Annotated in this window: 12 protein-coding genes and 2 pseudogenes; 8 read left to right on the forward strand and 6 right to left on the reverse strand. The window is 70.0% G+C overall.

Going from position 1 to position 16,688, the window contains the following annotated elements; all coding sequences use genetic code 11:
* Positions 1 to 346: 346 nt before the first annotated feature.
* The 6 genes from rsmG to rpmH all read right to left on the reverse strand — a co-directional run bounded on the left by rsmG (position 347) and on the right by rpmH (position 3,923).
* The gene (gene rsmG, locus IE225_RS31125; protein ID WP_190061011.1) at positions 347 to 1,063 is read right to left on the reverse strand and encodes a 16S rRNA (guanine(527)-N(7))-methyltransferase RsmG; all 717 of its coding nucleotides are present in this window, start codon (positions 1,061 to 1,063) and stop codon (positions 347 to 349) included.
* A gap of 125 nt (positions 1,064 to 1,188) precedes the next feature.
* Entirely contained in the window at positions 1,189 to 1,701 is a 513-nt protein-coding gene (locus IE225_RS31130) for a Jag family protein (protein ID WP_190061012.1), read from the reverse strand.
* 15 nt (positions 1,702 to 1,716) lie between these two features.
* Positions 1,717 to 3,036, reverse strand: a complete 1,320-nt coding sequence (gene yidC / locus IE225_RS31135) for a membrane protein insertase YidC (protein WP_190061013.1) — start codon at positions 3,034 to 3,036, stop codon at positions 1,717 to 1,719.
* A 3-nt stretch (positions 3,037 to 3,039) separates the two neighbouring features.
* Positions 3,040 to 3,396, reverse strand: coding sequence for a membrane protein insertion efficiency factor YidD (yidD, locus tag IE225_RS31140; RefSeq protein WP_190061014.1), 357 nt, complete (start codon positions 3,394 to 3,396; stop codon positions 3,040 to 3,042).
* Complete coding sequence (gene rnpA / locus IE225_RS31145; protein ID WP_190061015.1) at positions 3,393 to 3,764, reverse strand: ribonuclease P protein component; 372 nt, start codon at positions 3,762 to 3,764, stop codon at positions 3,393 to 3,395. Before rnpA ends, yidD begins: the two co-directional genes overlap by 4 nt.
* Before the next feature lie 21 nt (positions 3,765 to 3,785).
* Positions 3,786 to 3,923 carry a 50S ribosomal protein L34 gene (gene rpmH / locus IE225_RS31150; RefSeq protein ID WP_003956500.1) on the reverse strand — a complete coding sequence of 46 codons (138 nt, stop codon included), beginning with the start codon at positions 3,921 to 3,923 and terminating at the stop codon, positions 3,786 to 3,788.
* Positions 3,924 to 4,301: 378 nt separating this feature from the next.
* Between rpmH and dnaA (IE225_RS34295) the strand changes: the two are divergent.
* The 8 genes and pseudogenes from dnaA (IE225_RS34295) to gyrA all read left to right on the forward strand — a co-directional run.
* Positions 4,302 to 4,667 (forward strand): annotated as a pseudogene (gene dnaA, locus IE225_RS34295) (chromosomal replication initiator protein DnaA); the annotation flags it as partial.
* Positions 4,668 to 4,757: 90 nt separating this feature from the next.
* Positions 4,758 to 6,377 (forward strand): annotated as a pseudogene (gene dnaA, locus IE225_RS31155) (chromosomal replication initiator protein DnaA); the annotation flags it as partial.
* A 1,243-nt stretch (positions 6,378 to 7,620) separates the two neighbouring features.
* Positions 7,621 to 8,751 carry a DNA polymerase III subunit beta gene (dnaN, locus tag IE225_RS31160; protein WP_190061017.1) on the forward strand — a complete coding sequence of 377 codons (1,131 nt, stop codon included), beginning with the start codon at positions 7,621 to 7,623 and terminating at the stop codon, positions 8,749 to 8,751.
* 218 nt (positions 8,752 to 8,969) lie between these two features.
* Positions 8,970 to 9,848 carry a phosphogluconate dehydrogenase (NAD(+)-dependent, decarboxylating) gene (gnd, locus tag IE225_RS31165; RefSeq protein WP_190061018.1) on the forward strand — a complete coding sequence of 293 codons (879 nt, stop codon included), beginning with the start codon at positions 8,970 to 8,972 and terminating at the stop codon, positions 9,846 to 9,848.
* A 30-nt stretch (positions 9,849 to 9,878) separates the two neighbouring features.
* Entirely contained in the window at positions 9,879 to 11,039 is a 1,161-nt protein-coding gene (gene recF, locus IE225_RS31170) for a DNA replication/repair protein RecF (protein ID WP_190061019.1), read from the forward strand.
* Positions 11,036 to 11,572 carry a DciA family protein gene (locus IE225_RS31175; RefSeq protein ID WP_190061020.1) on the forward strand — a complete coding sequence of 179 codons (537 nt, stop codon included), beginning with the start codon at positions 11,036 to 11,038 and terminating at the stop codon, positions 11,570 to 11,572. The genes recF and IE225_RS31175 overlap by 4 nt, the downstream gene beginning before the upstream one ends.
* A gap of 376 nt (positions 11,573 to 11,948) precedes the next feature.
* Complete coding sequence (gene gyrB / locus IE225_RS31180) at positions 11,949 to 14,033, forward strand: DNA topoisomerase (ATP-hydrolyzing) subunit B (RefSeq protein ID WP_308432572.1); 2,085 nt, start codon at positions 11,949 to 11,951, stop codon at positions 14,031 to 14,033.
* A 42-nt stretch (positions 14,034 to 14,075) separates the two neighbouring features.
* A partial coding sequence (gyrA, locus tag IE225_RS31185; RefSeq protein WP_190061021.1) for a DNA gyrase subunit A occupies positions 14,076 to 16,688 on the forward strand: 2,613 nt, incomplete at its 3' end.

Consider the following 16,688-nt stretch of genomic DNA (forward strand, 5'->3'; position numbering starts at 1 on the left):
GAGAGGCTTCCGGTCGCGAGGATGGGCCGCAGCGCGGCCGCGGCTGATGATGCCGTGCAGCAGTGAGCGACGTTTCACGTGAAACACGATGCCGAGCGGCCTCGGCCGCGCCCGCGCGACACTCCGGCTCGTGCGGGTTTGGCAGCTTGTGTGGAGTACGTCTCGCCCTCAGGACGGATCAGTGCCGCCTCTGGAGCCGACCACGATCGCAGAGCCGGCCACAGTCGCAGAGCCGGCCACGGAGGCGAATCAGGCGCTGATCACGGAGACGGGTCAGCGCCGTCTGCCGGGCGGCTCCCTCCCGCCAGGGCGGCTTCCGCCCGTCGAGGCGGCTCCGCCCCGTTCGTCAGCGGCGGCGGCGCGCCCGGCCCGTTCGTGCCGCCTTCGCCCGCTTCGCCGCGAAGCGCACTCCGCCGGGGCTCTCCCCGACCTCGACGCGGACCACGGTGGACATCGGGTCGACGATCCCCTCACCGACGTGGAGGATGGACGTCTCCACCGCGCCGAGCTTGCTCAGGGCCGTCGCCGCGCCCTTCAGCTCCTCCTCCGCGGTGTCGCCCTTGAGCGCGAGCATCTCGCCATAGGGCCGCAGCAGCGGAATCCCCCAGGCGGCGAGCCGGTCCAGAGGCGCGACAGCACGCGCGGTCACCACATGCACCGGCGGAAGCTTCCCCATGACCTCCTCGGCACGGCCGCGCACCACGGTGACGTGGTCGAGCCCCAGGAGCTCGACGACCTCGGTGAGGAAGTTGGTGCGGCGCAGCAGCGGCTCCAGCAACGTGATCTTCAGGTCGTCACGGACCAGGGCGAGCGGAATGCCCGGCAGTCCGGCACCGGACCCGACGTCGCACACCGTCACTCCCTCGGGCACGACCTCCGCGAGCACCGCACAGTTCAGCAGGTGCCGCTCCCACAGGCGGGGCACTTCGCGTGGGCCGATCAAGCCGCGCTGCACGCCCGCCTCGGCGAGCAGCTCCGCGTAGCGGACCGCATCGGCAAAGCGCTCTCCGAAGACCTCGCGCGCCTGCTCGGGAGCGGGGGGAAGCTCCGCTGCCTCCGTCACGGGGACCGTCCTTCCGTACCGCGTCGGCGCCCGGCGCCGACACCAGAACCACCAGATCCATCAGGCTGAGAAACGTCGGCCCCGCCTGCGCGACAGACGGGGCCGGGGGAGCAGAGAAGGAGCACTTAGGCGGGGAAGACGACGACGAACCGCTGCGGCTCCTCGCCCTCGGACTCGCTGCGCAGTCCCGCTGCCTTGACCGCGTCGTGCACGACCTTGCGTTCGAACGGCGTCATCGGCTTGAGCTTGGCCGGCTGCCCGGTGCTCTTCACCTCGGCCACGACCTTGGCGCCGAGCTCGGCCAGCTCGGCGCGCTTCCTGGCACGGTAGCCGCCGATGTCCAGCATCAGCCGGCTGCGCTCCCCGGTCTCCCGGTGCACGGCCAGCCGGGTCAGCTCCTGCAGCGCCTCCAGCACCTCGCCGTCCCGGCCCACCAGCTTCTGCAGGTCGCGGCTGCCCGTGTCGCTGACGATCGAGACAGAGGCGCGGTCGCCCTCGACGTCCATGTCGATGTCGCCGTCGAGATCGGCGATGTCCAGCAGACCCTCGAGGTAGTCCGCCGCGATCTCGCCCTCCAGCTCCAGGCGGGTCAGGCTGTCTGCGCCCTCGGCAGCGGCGGAGGTGGTGCCTTCCGTCACGGGATGGACTCCTTCTTACTTCTTGGACGGGGACTTGGGCCGCTGCGGGCCACCCTTGCGCTGGCCCGACTGGGCCTTGCTGCGGGTGCCGGTGCCGGGCTTCTGGGCGGCCTTCTTCTTCGCGGCCGCCGTGGCCTGGGCGTCCTGCGGCTCGTCGGACTTGCTCAGCGACGTCGGCTCCGACGACCTGGAGGACCCCGCCGACGCGGCGCCGCCCGCCGGCCTCGTCGTGGCCGACTGCTGGCGCTGGGCCTTGGTCTGCCGCTTGGGCTGCTGACGCCGGACCGCGGTGGTCGTCGCGGTCGTCGTGGTCTTGCCGTCCTCGGACTGGACCGTGGCGGCGGCCTCGCTCTTGACCACGGTGCCGTCGGCCTGAGCGGCGAGACCGGCCTTGTTCAGGCCGTTGATGAACTTCCGCTCGAACTCGTTGCGGTCACGGCCCTTGGCGACGATGGCCTTGACGATGGCCCGGTCGCGGCGCCGGGTGACCCTGCCGTGGTGGGTGACGTGCTTGTACAGACGCTCCAGGTAGGCGGCCTGGGCCTTGGAACCCGGGGTCGGGTTGTTGTGGATGACGTACATCTGCTGGCCCATGGTCCACACGTTGGTGGTCAGCCAGTAGACGAGGACACCGACCGGGAAGTTGATGCCGAAGACGGCGAAGATGACGGGGAAGACGTACATCAGCATCTTCTGCTGCTGCATGAACGGCGTCTTCACCGTGGTGTCGACGTTCTTCGTCATCAGCTGGCGCTGGGTGAAGAACTGCGACAGCGACATCAGGACGATCATGACCGCGGTCACGACCCGGACGTCGGTCAGCGAGGCACCGAGCGCGGTGACCTTCTCCGAGCTGTCCATGAACTTCGCGGCCAGCGGGGCGCCGAAGATGTGCGCCTTCTGCGCGCTCTCCAGGAGCTTGTCGTCGATGACGCCGATGGTCTTGCCCGACGCGATGCCGTTGAGCACGTGGTACAGGGCGAAGAAGAACGGGGACTGCGCCAGGATGGGAAGGCACGAGGAGAGCGGGTTGGTCCCCGCCTCCTTGTACAGCTTCATCATCTCTTCCGACTGGCGCTGCCGGTCGTTCTTGTAACGCTCCTGGATCTTCTTCATCTCCGGCTGGAGCGTCTGCATGGCGCGCGTCGCCTTGATCTGCTTCACGAAGAGCGGGATCAGGCAGATGCGGATCACGATCACCAGGGACACGATGGACAGGCCCCAGGCCCACCCCGTGTTCGGGCCGAACAGGGCGCCGTACACCTTGTGGAACTGGACGATGACCCAGGAGACGGGTGTCGTGATGAAGCTGAAGAGGCTGGCAATCGTGTCCACTAATCATGCTCCTTGGGCATGGGACGAGGTCTCTGCGGCCGGGCTCGGGGAGACGGTCTCCCCCACAGTGGCCGGTTCGGCGGCACAGGGCCCGCCCTTGCGTGCGCGCCAGGCGTCGCGCAGCATCTCGTGCCACCGCGGACGCTTACGCGGCGGGACATGGTCCACCCCGCCGAGCGACCACGGGTTGCACCGCAGGATCCGCCAGGCGGTGAGGGCCGTTCCCTTGAGCGCGCCGTGCCGGTCGATGGCCGTGTAGCCGTAGTGGGAGCACGACGGGTAGTACTTGCACACCGGCCCGAGCAGCGGGCTGATGGTCCACTGGTACAGCTTGATGAGAGCCAGCAGCGGGTACTTCATCGCGCGCCCCCTTTCAGCAGCCGCTGAAGGGCGGCGTCCAGGTCTCGGGCCAGCTGTGCGTGATCGGCGTCGCCCGCGCCGGGCAGCGCTCGTACGACTACCAGGCTACCGGGGGGCACCCGGTCGAGCCGGTCCCGCATCAGGTGCCTCAGACGGCGCTTGACGGTGTTGCGGACGACCGCGCCCCCCACGGCCTTGCTCACGACGAAACCCGCACGTGACGGGGGAGCGCTCTCCCTCGGCACGTGCGGGTCCGTGGCACCGCTGTGAAGGTGCACGACGAGGAGAGGCCGACCGGCCCGTCGCCCTCGTCGTACCGCGGTCGCGAAGTCCTCGCGCCGCCTCAGCCGGTTCTCGGTGGGCAGCACGACGGCATGACCTGACCGGGATCAGGCGGACAGGCGGGCGCGACCCTTGCTGCGGCGGGACGCGAGAATCGCGCGGCCGGCACGGGTGCGCATCCGCAGCCGGAAGCCGTGGGTCTTGGCGCGACGGCGGTTGTTCGGCTGGAAGGTGCGCTTGCTCACTCGGGGGCTCCAGTAAAGAAGATCGACTGATGGCGGGATGCCGTCCTGGCTGTCACCGTGCGCCCACGAGTAGCCCTCGTTACGCCCGAGTGCACCGCTTTACCGATCACCCAAATGCGATCTGTGCCCATCGGAGGCATGCGGCAGCAGCCATCGACAACTCGACCTGGTTACGGTACGCGCGGCTGCGCCATCCGGTCAAACCAGGGATCCCTCGGAGACACTTGTCCACAGCCTGGGGATGGCAACTTGAACCGCACCCGTCGCCCTGACTACCGTGACTGAACTCCGATTCGTTCCCTTAACCCGACCCGCCCGAGTTACATCCCGACCCCTTCTCGAATCACACGTTCGAGGGACCTGGAGAGAGCGTGCCCTGTGGCTGACGTACCTGCCGATCTCGCCGCAGTGTGGCCACGTGTACTCGAGCAGCTCCTCGGCGAAGGCCGCGGGCAGGGCGTGGAGGCGAAGGACGAGCACTGGATCCGCCGTACCCAGCCGCTGGCACTGGTCGCGGACACCGCGCTGCTCGCCGTGCCGAACGAGTTCGCGAAGAACGTACTGGAGGGCCGCCTCGCCCCGGTCGTCAGCGAGACCCTGAGCCGCGAGTGCGGCCGGCCGATCCGCATCGCGATCACCGTGGACGACTCCGCGGGCGAGCCCTCGCCCCCGCCCGCGCCCTCCTCCCCGAAGCTTCCCTCCCAGCCCCGCTACGAGGAGCCCGAGCTCCCGGCCGCCGGCCCGGTCCGCGACGCCTACGACGGGCAGGGCCGCGATGCCTACGACCGCGACGGCTACGACCGCGACGGCTACGACCGCGACTACGAGCGGGACGGCTACGACCGCGACGGCTACGAGGGCTACGGCCGCCACCGCGCCGAGCAGCTCCCCACCGGCCGCACGGACCAGCCGCCGACCGCCCGCCCGGCGTACCCGTCGGAGTACCAGCGCCCCGAACCCGGCACCTGGCCGCGCCCGGCGCAGGACGACTACGGCTGGCACCAGCAGCGCCTCGGCTTCCCCGAGCGCGATCCCTACGCCTCGCCGTCGTCCAAGGAGCCGTACCAGGACGCCTACCAGGAGCCGTACGGCGGCTCCTCCCCCGACTCCTACGGCCCGCCCGCGCGCGACGGATACGGCGCCCGGCCCCAGGACGGCTACGGCACATCGCCCCAGGACGCCTACGGCACGCCGCCGCAGGACTACCCGCAGCAGCCGGGGGAGCGCTCCTCCTACGACCAGTACGACGGCCAGCGCCCTGACTACGACCAGCGCGACGCCGCCCGCCGGGAACTGCCCGAGCCGCGCCCCGGCTCCGGGCACGTCCACCGCGGCGGTCCGGTCGGCCCCAACCTGCCCACCACCGGCGCCCCCGGCCCGCTGGCCGCGCAGCCCGCGCCGGCGACGGGCCCCGGGGAGCCGACCGCGCGGCTGAACCCGAAGTACCTCTTCGACACGTTCGTCATCGGCGCGTCGAACCGGTTCGCGCACGCAGCCGCGGTCGCCGTGGCGGAGGCGCCGGCGAAGGCGTACAACCCCCTCTTCATCTACGGCGAGTCCGGACTCGGCAAGACCCACCTGCTGCACGCGATCGGGCACTACGCGCGCAGCCTGTACCCGGGCACGCGCGTGCGGTACGTGAGCTCGGAGGAGTTCACCAACGAGTTCATCAACTCCATCCGCGACGGCAAGGGCGACAGCTTCCGCAAGCGCTACCGGGAGATGGACATCCTGCTCGTCGACGACATCCAGTTCCTCGCGGACAAGGAGTCGACGCAGGAGGAGTTCTTCCACACCTTCAACACGCTCCACAACGCCAACAAGCAGATCGTGCTCTCCAGCGACCGGCCGCCCAAACAGCTGGTCACCCTGGAGGACCGGCTGCGCAACCGCTTCGAGTGGGGCCTGATCACCGACATCCAGCCGCCCGAACTGGAGACGCGCATCGCCATCCTGCGCAAGAAGGCGGTCCAGGAGCAGCTCAACGCCCCGCCGGAGGTGCTGGAGTTCATCGCTTCCCGCATCTCGCGGAACATCCGCGAGCTGGAGGGCGCGCTGATCCGCGTGACGGCGTTCGCCTCGCTCAACCGGCAGCCGGTGGACCTGGGCCTGACGGAGATCGTCCTGAAGGACCTGATCCCGGGCGGGGAGGACTCCGCGCCCGAGGTCACGACGTCGGCCATCATGGCGGCCACGGCGGACTACTTCGGGCTGACGGTGGAGGACCTGTGCGGCTCCTCCCGCAGCCGCGTGCTGGTCACCGCCCGGCAGATCGCCATGTACCTGTGCCGGGAGCTGACCGACCTGTCCCTGCCGAAGATCGGCGCGCAGTTCGGCGGCCGCGACCACACCACCGTCATGCACGCCGACCGCAAGATCCGGGCGCTGATGGCGGAGCGGCGCTCCATCTACAACCAGGTCACCGAGCTGACCAACCGCATCAAGAACGGCTGACGGCCGCACCGGCGCCCACGCCGGCCGCGCGGCCCGCACCGATGCCGATCCACATGTCGAGGAGGGCGCCCGGGAGTCCCGTCCCGGGCGCCCCGTGCCGTCGTCGGCCGCCGGGTGCGTCCGCTCCCGTTCCTCACCGGCGGGTGCCCGTCCTTCCTGCCGCCGCTCCATCGGCCCGCCCGCCTCTCACCACCCCGTCGCGCCGCCCACCGCCCCACACACCGGACGCCCCGCCCCCACCGAGCGCACGCACGCACCGAGCGCCCGACCCGCGCTCAGCACCTTCCGCCGCCCGCCGGACCGGCCACGGACCGGCCACGGGCCGGAACGGCACGCCTCGATCGGCGCCGGACCGCTCCCGCACCGCATCCCGGCGCCCCGAAGGCACCCCGAAGACACCCCGGAGCCGCCGCGGCAGCAGCAGAAGGAGGGGAAGGAGCGGACGGAGCGGACGGAACGCGAAGCCCCCGTCTTCACCAGCTGTTCGATTAGCCGCCGGGTTACGGCCACTCTCCACAGATCCGGTGACTTTCTTCCGTCCACATGCTGGGGAACGCCGAGTTGTCCCGACGGGATCCACAGTCTGTGTTGACGCCGAAGCATCGGCCCAGTTCAGGGGCCTGTGGATCCGTGGACGAAGACTCTCCACAACCTGTGGACAACGAAGAGGCCCCCATCACGGGGAGTGGGTTGTCCACGGGCAACCCACAGGCTGGGGGCGGTTGTCCCCAGCGATCGGCGACTTCTCCACATCCCTGTCCACTGTTCGGCAACGCGACGCGCCTCCTCACCGGGACGAGTGAAAGGCATCACACCAGGGCGCTGGGTTGGGGTGTGGGAAACGGGGGTAAAACTGGGGACGCACCTGGGGAGAAGTGGCCCCAGGCTGTGCATGGGGTGTGCAGAACTTCCCGTTCTCCACAGAGCACCCCGGTTGTCCACGTCCGGCACCCACAGGGCCGGTGGACAAAATCTCCGCGCTGAGCAGGGACGACGTGGTTATCCACGGTATCCACAGGCCCTACTACTACTCCCGACGAGAGAAAGCCCGGAACTCGTCTCGAAGCGGGCCCTGTGCACAACTCGCTCCCGGCGCCCCGACCGCCCCTCGCGACGACTTGACCCCGACGGGCACCTACTGTCAGTGCCGTGCGTCAGACTGGTCCCCGGTGTCCTTCCCGTCCCCGCGGGTGACGACACCGAGTCGGAGGACTCAGGAAGCAACAGCAGGAGGCGGCTTACGGTGAAGATCCGGGTGGAACGCGACGTACTCGCGGAGGCAGTGGCCTGGGCGGCCCGCAGTCTCCCGGCCCGTCCGCCGGCGCCTGTCCTCGCCGGCCTGCTGCTGAGGGCGGAGGACGGCCAGCTGAGCCTGTCCAGCTTCGACTACGAGGTCTCCGCGCGCGTGTCGGTGGAGGCCGAGGTCGAGGAGGAGGGCACGGTCCTGGTCTCCGGCCGCCTGCTCGCCGACATCTCCCGCGCGCTGCCCAACCGGCCGGTGGAGATTTCCACAGACGGTGTACGGGCGACCGTGGTCTGCGGCACCTCCCGCTTCACCCTGCACACCCTGCCTGTGGAGGAGTACCCGGCGCTGCCGCAGATGCCGAACGCGACCGGCACGGTGCCCGGTGAGGTCTTCGCCTCCGCCGTGCAGCAGGTCGCCATCGCCGCCGGCCGTGACGACACCCTGCCCGTCCTCACCGGTGTGCGCATCGAGATCGAGGGCGACACGGTCACCCTGGCCTCCACCGACCGCTACCGCTTCGCGGTCCGCGAGTTCCTGTGGAAGCCGGAGAGCCCGGACGCGTCCGCGGTCGCCCTGGTACCGGCCAAGACGCTCCTGGACACCGCCAAGTCGCTCAGCGCCGGAGACAGCGTGACGCTGGCGCTGTCCGGTTCCGGCGCGGGCGAGGGCCTGATCGGTTTCGAGGGCGCCGGGCGGCGGACGACGACCCGGCTGCTCGAGGGCGACCTGCCGAAGTACCGCACGCTGTTCCCGACGGAGTTCAACTCGATCGCCACGATCGAGACGGCGCCCTTCGTGGAGGCCGTCAAGCGCGTCTCCCTGGTCGCCGAGCGCAACACCCCGGTGCGGCTCAGCTTCGAGCAGGGCGTGCTCATCCTGGAGGCCGGCTCCAGCGACGACGCACAGGCTGTGGAAAGGGTGGACGCCCAGCTCGAGGGCGACGACATCTCCATCGCCTTCAACCCGACGTTCCTGCTCGACGGTCTCAGCGCCATCGACGCGCCGGTCGCGCAGCTGTCGTTCACGACGGCGACCAAGCCGGCGCTGCTGAGCGGCAAGTCGGCAGTGGACGCGGAGGCGGACGAGTCGTACAAGTACCTGATCATGCCGGTGCGGCTGAGCGGCTGAGCGGCCGGTGCCGTTCGCTCGGCCGCGGGCGGTGGTCCGCGGCGGCTTGTCCCCAGCCTGTGGACCACCGGCGAATCCGCAGGTCGTGGGGTACGTCTGAGCGCGTATGCCCACAGCTGTGCACGCCCGTCCGGGTTTAGGCTCGGACACAGGTACGAGGCACGGGAAGTGCCGTACCGCACGTCGTCGCACACCTGCACACCTAAGGAACGCAACTGATGGAGCTCGGTCTCGTCGGCCTCGGCAAGATGGGCGGCAACATGCGCGAGCGGATCCGCCGCGCGGGCCACACCGTCGTCGGATACGACCGCAACCCGGACCTCGCGGACGTCCACAGCCTGGAAGAGCTGGTGGGCAAGCTCTCGGCCCCGCGCGTGGTGTGGGTGATGGTCCCGGCCGGCGAGCCCACGCAGTCCACCATCGACCGCCTCGCGGAGCTGCTGGAGCCGGGCGACGTGGTCGTGGACGGCGGCAACTCGCGCTGGACGGACGACGAGCGGCACGCCGAGCAGCTCGCCGCGAAGGGCATCGGCTTCGTCGACTGCGGTGTCTCCGGAGGTGTGTGGGGCCTGGAGAACGGCTATGCGCTGATGTACGGCGGCGACCCGGAGAACGTCGCCAAGGTGCAGCCGATCTTCGACGCGCTCAAGCCGGAGGGGCCGTACGGTTCCGTCCACGCCGGCCGGGTCGGCGCGGGCCACTTCGCGAAGATGGTCCACAACGGCATCGAGTACGCGATGATGCAGGCCTACGCCGAGGGCTGGGAGCTGCTGGAGGCCGCGGACGCCGTCACCGACGTGCGTGAGGTGTTCCGCTCCTGGCAGGAGGGCACGGTCATACGCTCCTGGCTGCTGGACCTCGCGGTGAAGGCGCTCGACGAGGACGAGCACCTGGAGCAGCTGCGCGGCTATGCCCAGGACTCCGGTGAGGGCCGGTGGACGGTGGAGGCCGCCATCGACCACGCGGTGCCGCTGCCGGCGATCACCGCCTCCCTGTTCGCGCGCTTCTCCTCCCGCCAGGAGGACTCCCCGCAGATGAAGATGATCGCGGCGCTGCGCAACCAGTTCGGCGGCCACGCGGTCGAGAAGAAGAAGTAAGCAGCGACACGAGGAGGCCGGCGCACGATCATGCACGTCACGCATCTGTCGCTGGCCGACTTCCGCTCCTACGCCCGGGCCGAGGTCCCGCTCGGCCCGGGCGTGACGGCCTTCGTCGGTCCCAACGGGCAGGGCAAGACCAACCTGGTCGAGGCGATCGGCTACCTCGCCACCCTCGGCAGCCACCGGGTCGCCACCGACGCCCCGCTGGTCCGCATGGGTGCCGAGCGTGCCGTGATCCGCGCCCAGGTCCGGCAGGGCGAGCGGCAGCAGCTGATCGAGGTGGAGATCAATCCCGGCCGGGCCAACCGGGCCCGTGTCAACCGGTCCTCGCAGGTCAGGCCGCGGGACATCCTCGGCATCGTGCGCACGGTGCTGTTCGCGCCGGAGGACCTCGCCCTGGTCAAGGGCGATCCGGGGGAGCGGCGCCGTTTCCTGGACGAGCTGGTCACGGCCCGTTCCCCGCGCATGGCGGGGGTGCGCTCCGACTACGAGCGGGTCCTCAAGCAGCGCAACACCCTGTTGAAGACGGCGGCTCTGGCCCGTCGGCACGGCGGCCGGACGGGGGCACCTCCCGGGCGAGCGGGTTCGAGCCTGGGGGCGGACTTGTCCACGCTCGACGTGTGGGACCAGCACCTCGCGCGGGCGGGCGCCGAGCTGCTGGCCCGCCGTCTGGACCTGATCGCGGCCCTGCAGCCGCTGGCCGACAAGGCGTACGAGCAGCTCGCCCCGGGCGGTGGTCCCGTCGCCCTGGAGTACCGGCCGTCCGCGCCCGAGATCACCGGGCACGCGCGTGAGGAGCTCTTCGAGCAGCTGATGGCGGCCCTGGCCCAGGTGCGCAGGCAGGAGATCGAGCGGGGGGTGACCCTGGTCGGCCCGCACCGCGACGACCTGCTGCTCAAGCTCGGCCAGCTGCCCGCCAAGGGCTACGCCTCCCACGGGGAGTCCTGGTCGTTCGCGCTGGCGCTGCGTCTGGCCTCCTACGACCTGCTGCGGGCCGAGGGCAACGAGCCGGTGCTCGTCCTCGACGACGTCTTCGCCGAGCTGGACACCCGGCGCCGGGAGCGGCTGGCGGAGCTGGTCGCGCCCGGTGAGCAGGTGCTGGTGACGGCCGCGGTCGACGACGACGTGCCGCACGTGCTGGCGGGCACGCGGTTCACGGTGCAGGACGGGACGGTGGAACGCGTATGAGTACGGACGAGTCCGCACGCGGGAAGCCGGCGGAGCCCTCCGGTGTCGATCTGGCGCGCGTGGCGCTGCGCGCGGCGAAGGAGGCGGCCCGCGCGCGGGGCGAGGCGGTGCAGCAGAAGAAGCAGGCGCGCCGGGGCGGCGGTCTGCGTTCCGGGGCGCGCCCCGACGGCCGGGACCCGATGCGGTTGGGTGCGGCGATAAACCGGCTGATCAGCGAGCGCGGGTGGGAGGCGCCGGCCGCGGTGGGCGGTGTGATGGGCCGTTGGCCGCAGATCGTCGGCGCGGACGTGGCCAAGCACTGCGTGCCGGAGCGGTACGACGAGGACGAGCGGGTGCTGGTGGTGCGCTGCGACTCCACGGCGTGGGCGACGAACCTGCGGCTGCTGGCTCCGACGCTGGTGGCGCGGTTGAACGAGGACCTCGGGCACGGCACGGTCCGGTTGATCAGGGTGCAGGGTCCGGGGGGCCCGCCCCGCCGCTACGGGCCGCTGCGGGCCCCCGGCAGCACCGGGCCCGGCGACACCTACGGGTGAGGTGCGTCACATTGGCGTGGGTGCCGGAGTGCGCGGGCGGAGGGCGGTGCGCGCCCGCGACGCGCAATCGAACGCGGTTGCGAATCGAACGAAAGCGGGTCGGTCGCCAAGGGTTGACGTCCCGAAGCGCTGAGTGCCGCTGTGAGCCCCTTGGAGCCCCCCTCCGCATATCGGGAGTCGGCCGCGTGCGGTTCAGGGCGGCACATGCGGACTGAGGTACCCGCAAAGCCCCATCACTGTCAGAGCTACCGGTAGACTGGAGGACAATCCCGCCCCGAACGTGGGGACCGTCCGGGAAAAGCTGAGCAACGCTGATCCAGGCTTACCGACGCACCATGCCGCAGCCGCTCCGGCAATCCGCCGCCGAGCCCGGCTCGTGCTGTGCCAGAAAGGGCGCTTCGTGGCCGATTCCGGCAACCCCAACGAGAACATCCCGTCCACCGACGCCGAAGCGAACGGCGGGGCCGCCACCTCCAACGGGGAGGTCACGGCCTCGTACGACGCCAGCGCCATCACCGTCCTCGAGGGTCTGGACGCGGTCCGCAAGCGGCCGGGCATGTACATCGGCTCGACCGGTGAGCGGGGACTGCACCACCTCGTGTACGAGGTCGTCGACAACTCCGTCGACGAGGCGCTGGCCGGCTACGCCGACACGATCGACGTGACGATCCTGCCCGACGGCGGGGTGCGTGTCGTCGACAACGGCCGCGGCATCCCGGTGGACATCGTCCCCAGTGAGAACAAGCCGGCCGTGGAGGTCGTGCTGACCGTGCTGCACGCCGGCGGCAAGTTCGGAGGCGGCGGGTACGCGGTCTCCGGCGGTCTGCACGGCGTCGGCGTGTCGGTGGTGAACGCCCTGTCGACCAAGGTGTCCGTCGAGGTCAAGCGCGACGGCTACCGCTGGACGCAGGACTACAAGATGGGCGTTCCCACCGCCCCGCTGGCCCGGCACGAGCCGACCGAGGAGACCGGCACCACGGTCACCTTCTGGGCGGACCCGGACATCTTCGAGACGACCGAGTACTCGTTCGAGACGCTGTCCCGGCGCTTCCAGGAGATGGCGTTCCTCAACAAGGGCCTGACCATCCGGCTCACCGACGAGCGCGAGTCGGCCAAGGCCGTCACCGGGGCGGACGAGGCGGGCACCGACGTCCAGGACGAGGTCAAGTCCGTCACGTACCACTACGAGGGCGGCATCGTCGACTTCGTGAAGTACCTCAACTCCCGCAAGGGGGAGGTGGTGCACCCGTCGGTGATCGACATCGAGGCCGAGGACAAGGAGCGGCTCCTGTCCGTCGAGGTCGCGATGCAGTGGAACAGCGGCTACAGCGAGGGCGTGTACTCCTTCGCCAACACCATCCACACCCACGAGGGCGGTACGCACGAGGAGGGCTTCCGCGCCGCGCTGACGTCGCTGATCAACAAGTACGCGCGCGACAAGAAGCTGCTGCGGGAGAAGGACGACAACCTCACCGGCGACGACATCCGCGAGGGCCTGACCGCGATCATCTCGGTCAAGCTGGGCGAGCCGCAGTTCGAGGGCCAGACCAAGACCAAGCTGGGCAACACGGAGGCGAAGACCTTCGTGCAGAAGGTGGTCTACGAGCACCTGGCGGACTGGCTGGACCGCAACCCCAATGAGGCCGCGGACATCGTCCGCAAGGGCATCCAGGCGGCCACCGCGCGCGTGGCGGCCCGCAAGGCGCGCGACCTGACCCGCCGCAAGGGCCTGCTGGAGACCGCGTCGCTGCCGGGCAAGCTGGCCGACTGCCAGTCCAACGACCCGGCCAAGTGCGAGATCTTCATCGTCGAGGGCGACTCCGCCGGCGGCTCGGCCAAGTCCGGCCGCAACCCGCAGTACCAGGCGATCCTCCCGATCCGCGGCAAGATCCTCAACGTCGAGAAGGCGCGCATCGACCGCATCCTGCAGAACCAGGAGATCCAGGCGATGATCTCCGCGTTCGGCACCGGCGTGCACGAGGACTTCGACATCGCCAAGCTCCGCTACCACAAGATCATCCTGATGGCGGACGCCGACGTCGACGGCCAGCACATCAACACCCTGCTGCTGACCTTCCTGTTCCGCTTCATGCGGCCGCTGGTCGAGGCCGGGCACGTGTTCCTCTCCCGCCCCCCGCTGTACAAGATCAAGTGGGGCAAGGACGACGTGGAGTACGCCTACTCCGACCGCGAGCGCGACGCCCTGATCGAGCTGGGCCGGCAGCGCGGCAAGCGCATCAAGGACGACTCGGTGCAGCGCTTCAAGGGCCTCGGCGAGATGAACGCCGAGGAGCTGCGCGTGACCACCATGGACCCCGAGCACCGGGTGCTGGGCCAGGTCACGCTCGACGACGCCGCCCAGGCCGACGACCTGTTCTCGGTCCTGATGGGCGAGGACGTCGAAGCCCGCCGCCAGTTCATCCAGCGCAACGCCAAGGACGTCCGCTTCCTCGACATCTGAGTCGGTCTCGGCTGACCGCACCAGGAAGGATCCACACCAGCAATGGCCGACGAGAACACCCCCGTCACGCCTGAGGCCGAGGGCGGCGACACCACCGTGCGCATCGAGCCCGTCGGGCTCGAGACGGAGATGCAGCGCTCCTACCTCGACTACGCGATGTCCGTCATCGTCTCCCGCGCGCTGCCGGACGTCCGGGACGGCCTCAAACCCGTCCACCGCCGCGTGCTGTACGCGATGTACGACGGCGGCTACCGCCCCGAGCGCGGCTTCTACAAGTGCGCCCGCGTCGTCGGCGACGTCATGGGCAACTACCACCCGCACGGCGACAGCTCGATCTACGACGCGCTGGTCCGCCTCGCCCAGCCGTGGGCGATGCGCATGCCGCTGGTGGACTCCAACGGCAACTTCGGCTCCCCGGGCAACGACCCGGCGGCGGCGATGCGCTACACCGAGTGCAAGATGGCGCCGCTGTCGATGGAGATGGTCCGCGACATCGACGAGGAGACCGTCGACTTCACGGACAACTACGACGGCCGCTCCCAGGAGCCGACCGTCCTGCCCTCCCGCTTCCCGAACCTGCTGATCAACGGCTCGGCCGGCATCGCGGTCGGCATGGCGACCAACATCCCGCCGCACAACCTGCGCGAGGTCGCCGAGGGCGCCCAGTGGTACCTGGAACACCCGGACGCCTCGCACGAGGAGCTGCTGGACGCGCTGATCGAGCGCATCAAGGGCCCCGACTTCCCGACCGGCGCGCTGGTGGTGGGCCGCAAGGGCATCGAGGAGGCGTACCGCACCGGCCGCGGCTCGATCACCATGCGCGCGGTGGTCGAAGTCGAGGAGATCCAGGGCCGCCAGTGCCTGGTCGTCACCGAGCTGCCGTACCAGGTCAACCCCGACAACCTGGCACAGAAGATCGCCGACCTGGTGAAGGACGGCAAGATCGGCGGCATCGCGGACGTGCGCGACGAGACCTCCTCGCGCACCGGCCAGCGCCTGGTCATCGTGCTGAAGCGGGACGCGGTCGCCAAGGTCGTCCTGAACAACCTCTACAAGCACACCGACCTGCAGACCAACTTCGGCGCCAACATGCTGGCGCTGGTGGACGGCGTGCCGCGCACCCTCTCCCTGGACGCGTTCATCCGGCACTGGGTGAACCACCAGATCGAGGTCATCGTCCGCCGTACCCGCTTCCGCCTGCGCAAGGCGGAGGAGCGCGCGCACATCCTGCGCGGTCTGCTCAAGGCCCTGGACGCCATCGACGAGGTCATCGCCCTCATCCGGCGCAGCGAGACCGTCGAGGTCGCGCGCGAGGGCCTGATGAGCCTGCTGGCCATCGACGACATCCAGGCCAACGCCATCCTGGAGATGCAGCTGCGCCGCCTGGCCGCCCTGGAGCGCCAGAAGATCGTCCAAGAGCACGACGAGCTGCAGGCGAGGATCCGCGAGTACAACGAGATCCTCTCCTCCCCGGTCCGCCAGCGCGGCATCGTCAGCGAGGAGCTGGCCGCGATCGTCGAGAAGTACGGCGACGACCGCAAGACCAAGCTGATCCCCTACGAGGGCGACATGTCCATCGAGGACCTGATCGCCGAGGAGGACATCGTCGTCACCGTCACCCGCGGCGGCTACATCAAGCGCACGCGGATCGACGACTACCGCGCCCAGAAGCGCGGCGGCAAGGGCGTGCGCGGCGCCAAGCTGAAGGAAGAGGACATCGTCGACCACTTCTTCGTGTCGACGACCCACCACTGGCTGCTGTTCTTCACCAACAAGGGCCGCGTCTACCGCGCCAAGGCCTACGAGCTGCCCGAGGCCGGCCGGGACGCGCGCGGCCAGCACGTGGCCAACCTGCTGGCCTTCCAGCCGGACGAGACGATCGCCGAGATCCTCGCCATCCGCGACTACGAGGCGGCGCCCTACCTGGTGCTGGCCACCAAGTCGGGCCTGGTGAAGAAGACCCCGCTGAAGGACTACGACTCCCCGCGCTCCGGCGGCGTCATCGCGATCAACCTGCGCGAGCGCGAGGACGGGACCGACGACGAACTGATCGGCGCCGAACTCGTCTCGGCCGAGGACGACCTGCTGCTGATCAGCAAGAAGGCGCAGTCGATCCGCTTCACGGCCTCGGACGAGACGCTGCGCCCCATGGGCCGCGCCACCTCGGGCGTCAAGGGCATGAGTTTCCGCGAGGGCGACGAACTGCTCTCGATGAATGTGGTGCGACCGGGTACGTTCGTGTTCACCGCCACCGACGGCGGGTATGCCAAGCGCACCCGCGTCGACGAGTACCGCGTCCAGGGCCGCGGCGGCCTCGGCATCAAGGCCGCCAAGATCGTGGAGGACCGCGGTTCACTGGTCGGCGCGCTGGTGGTCGAGGAGAACGACGAGATCCTCGCCATCACACTGTCGGGCGGTGTGATTCGTACGCGCGTCAGCGAGATCAGGGAGACCGGCCGTGACACCATGGGCGTCCAACTGATCAACCTGGGCAAGCGGGATGCCGTCGTCGGCATCGCGCGCAACGCCGAGGCGGGTCGCGAGGCGGAGGAGGTCGACGGCGAGGACGCCGTGGACGAGTCCGCCGAGCCCGCCGACACCACCGCCGACGGTGGTGCCACCGCCGGCACGGACGAGGGTGAGGCGCCCTCGGCC

It is taken from the genome of Streptomyces echinoruber (assembly GCF_014651135.1).
Taxonomy (GTDB): Bacteria; Actinomycetota; Actinomycetes; order Streptomycetales; family Streptomycetaceae; genus Streptomyces; species Streptomyces echinoruber.

Excerpts from the sequence above, each read along its gene's own strand:
- IE225_RS31175 (WP_190061020.1), top strand. The coding sequence starts at position 11,036 with ATGAGTACGGACGAGTCCGCACGCGGGAAGCCGGCGGAGCCCTCCGGT.
- gnd (WP_190061018.1), top strand. The coding sequence starts at position 8,970 with ATGGAGCTCGGTCTCGTCGGCCTCGGCAAGATGGGCGGCAACATGCGC.
- recF (WP_190061019.1), top strand. The coding sequence starts at position 9,879 with ATGCACGTCACGCATCTGTCGCTGGCCGACTTCCGCTCCTACGCCCGG.
- yidD (WP_190061014.1), bottom strand. The coding sequence starts at position 3,396 with ATGAAGTACCCGCTGCTGGCTCTCATCAAGCTGTACCAGTGGACCATC.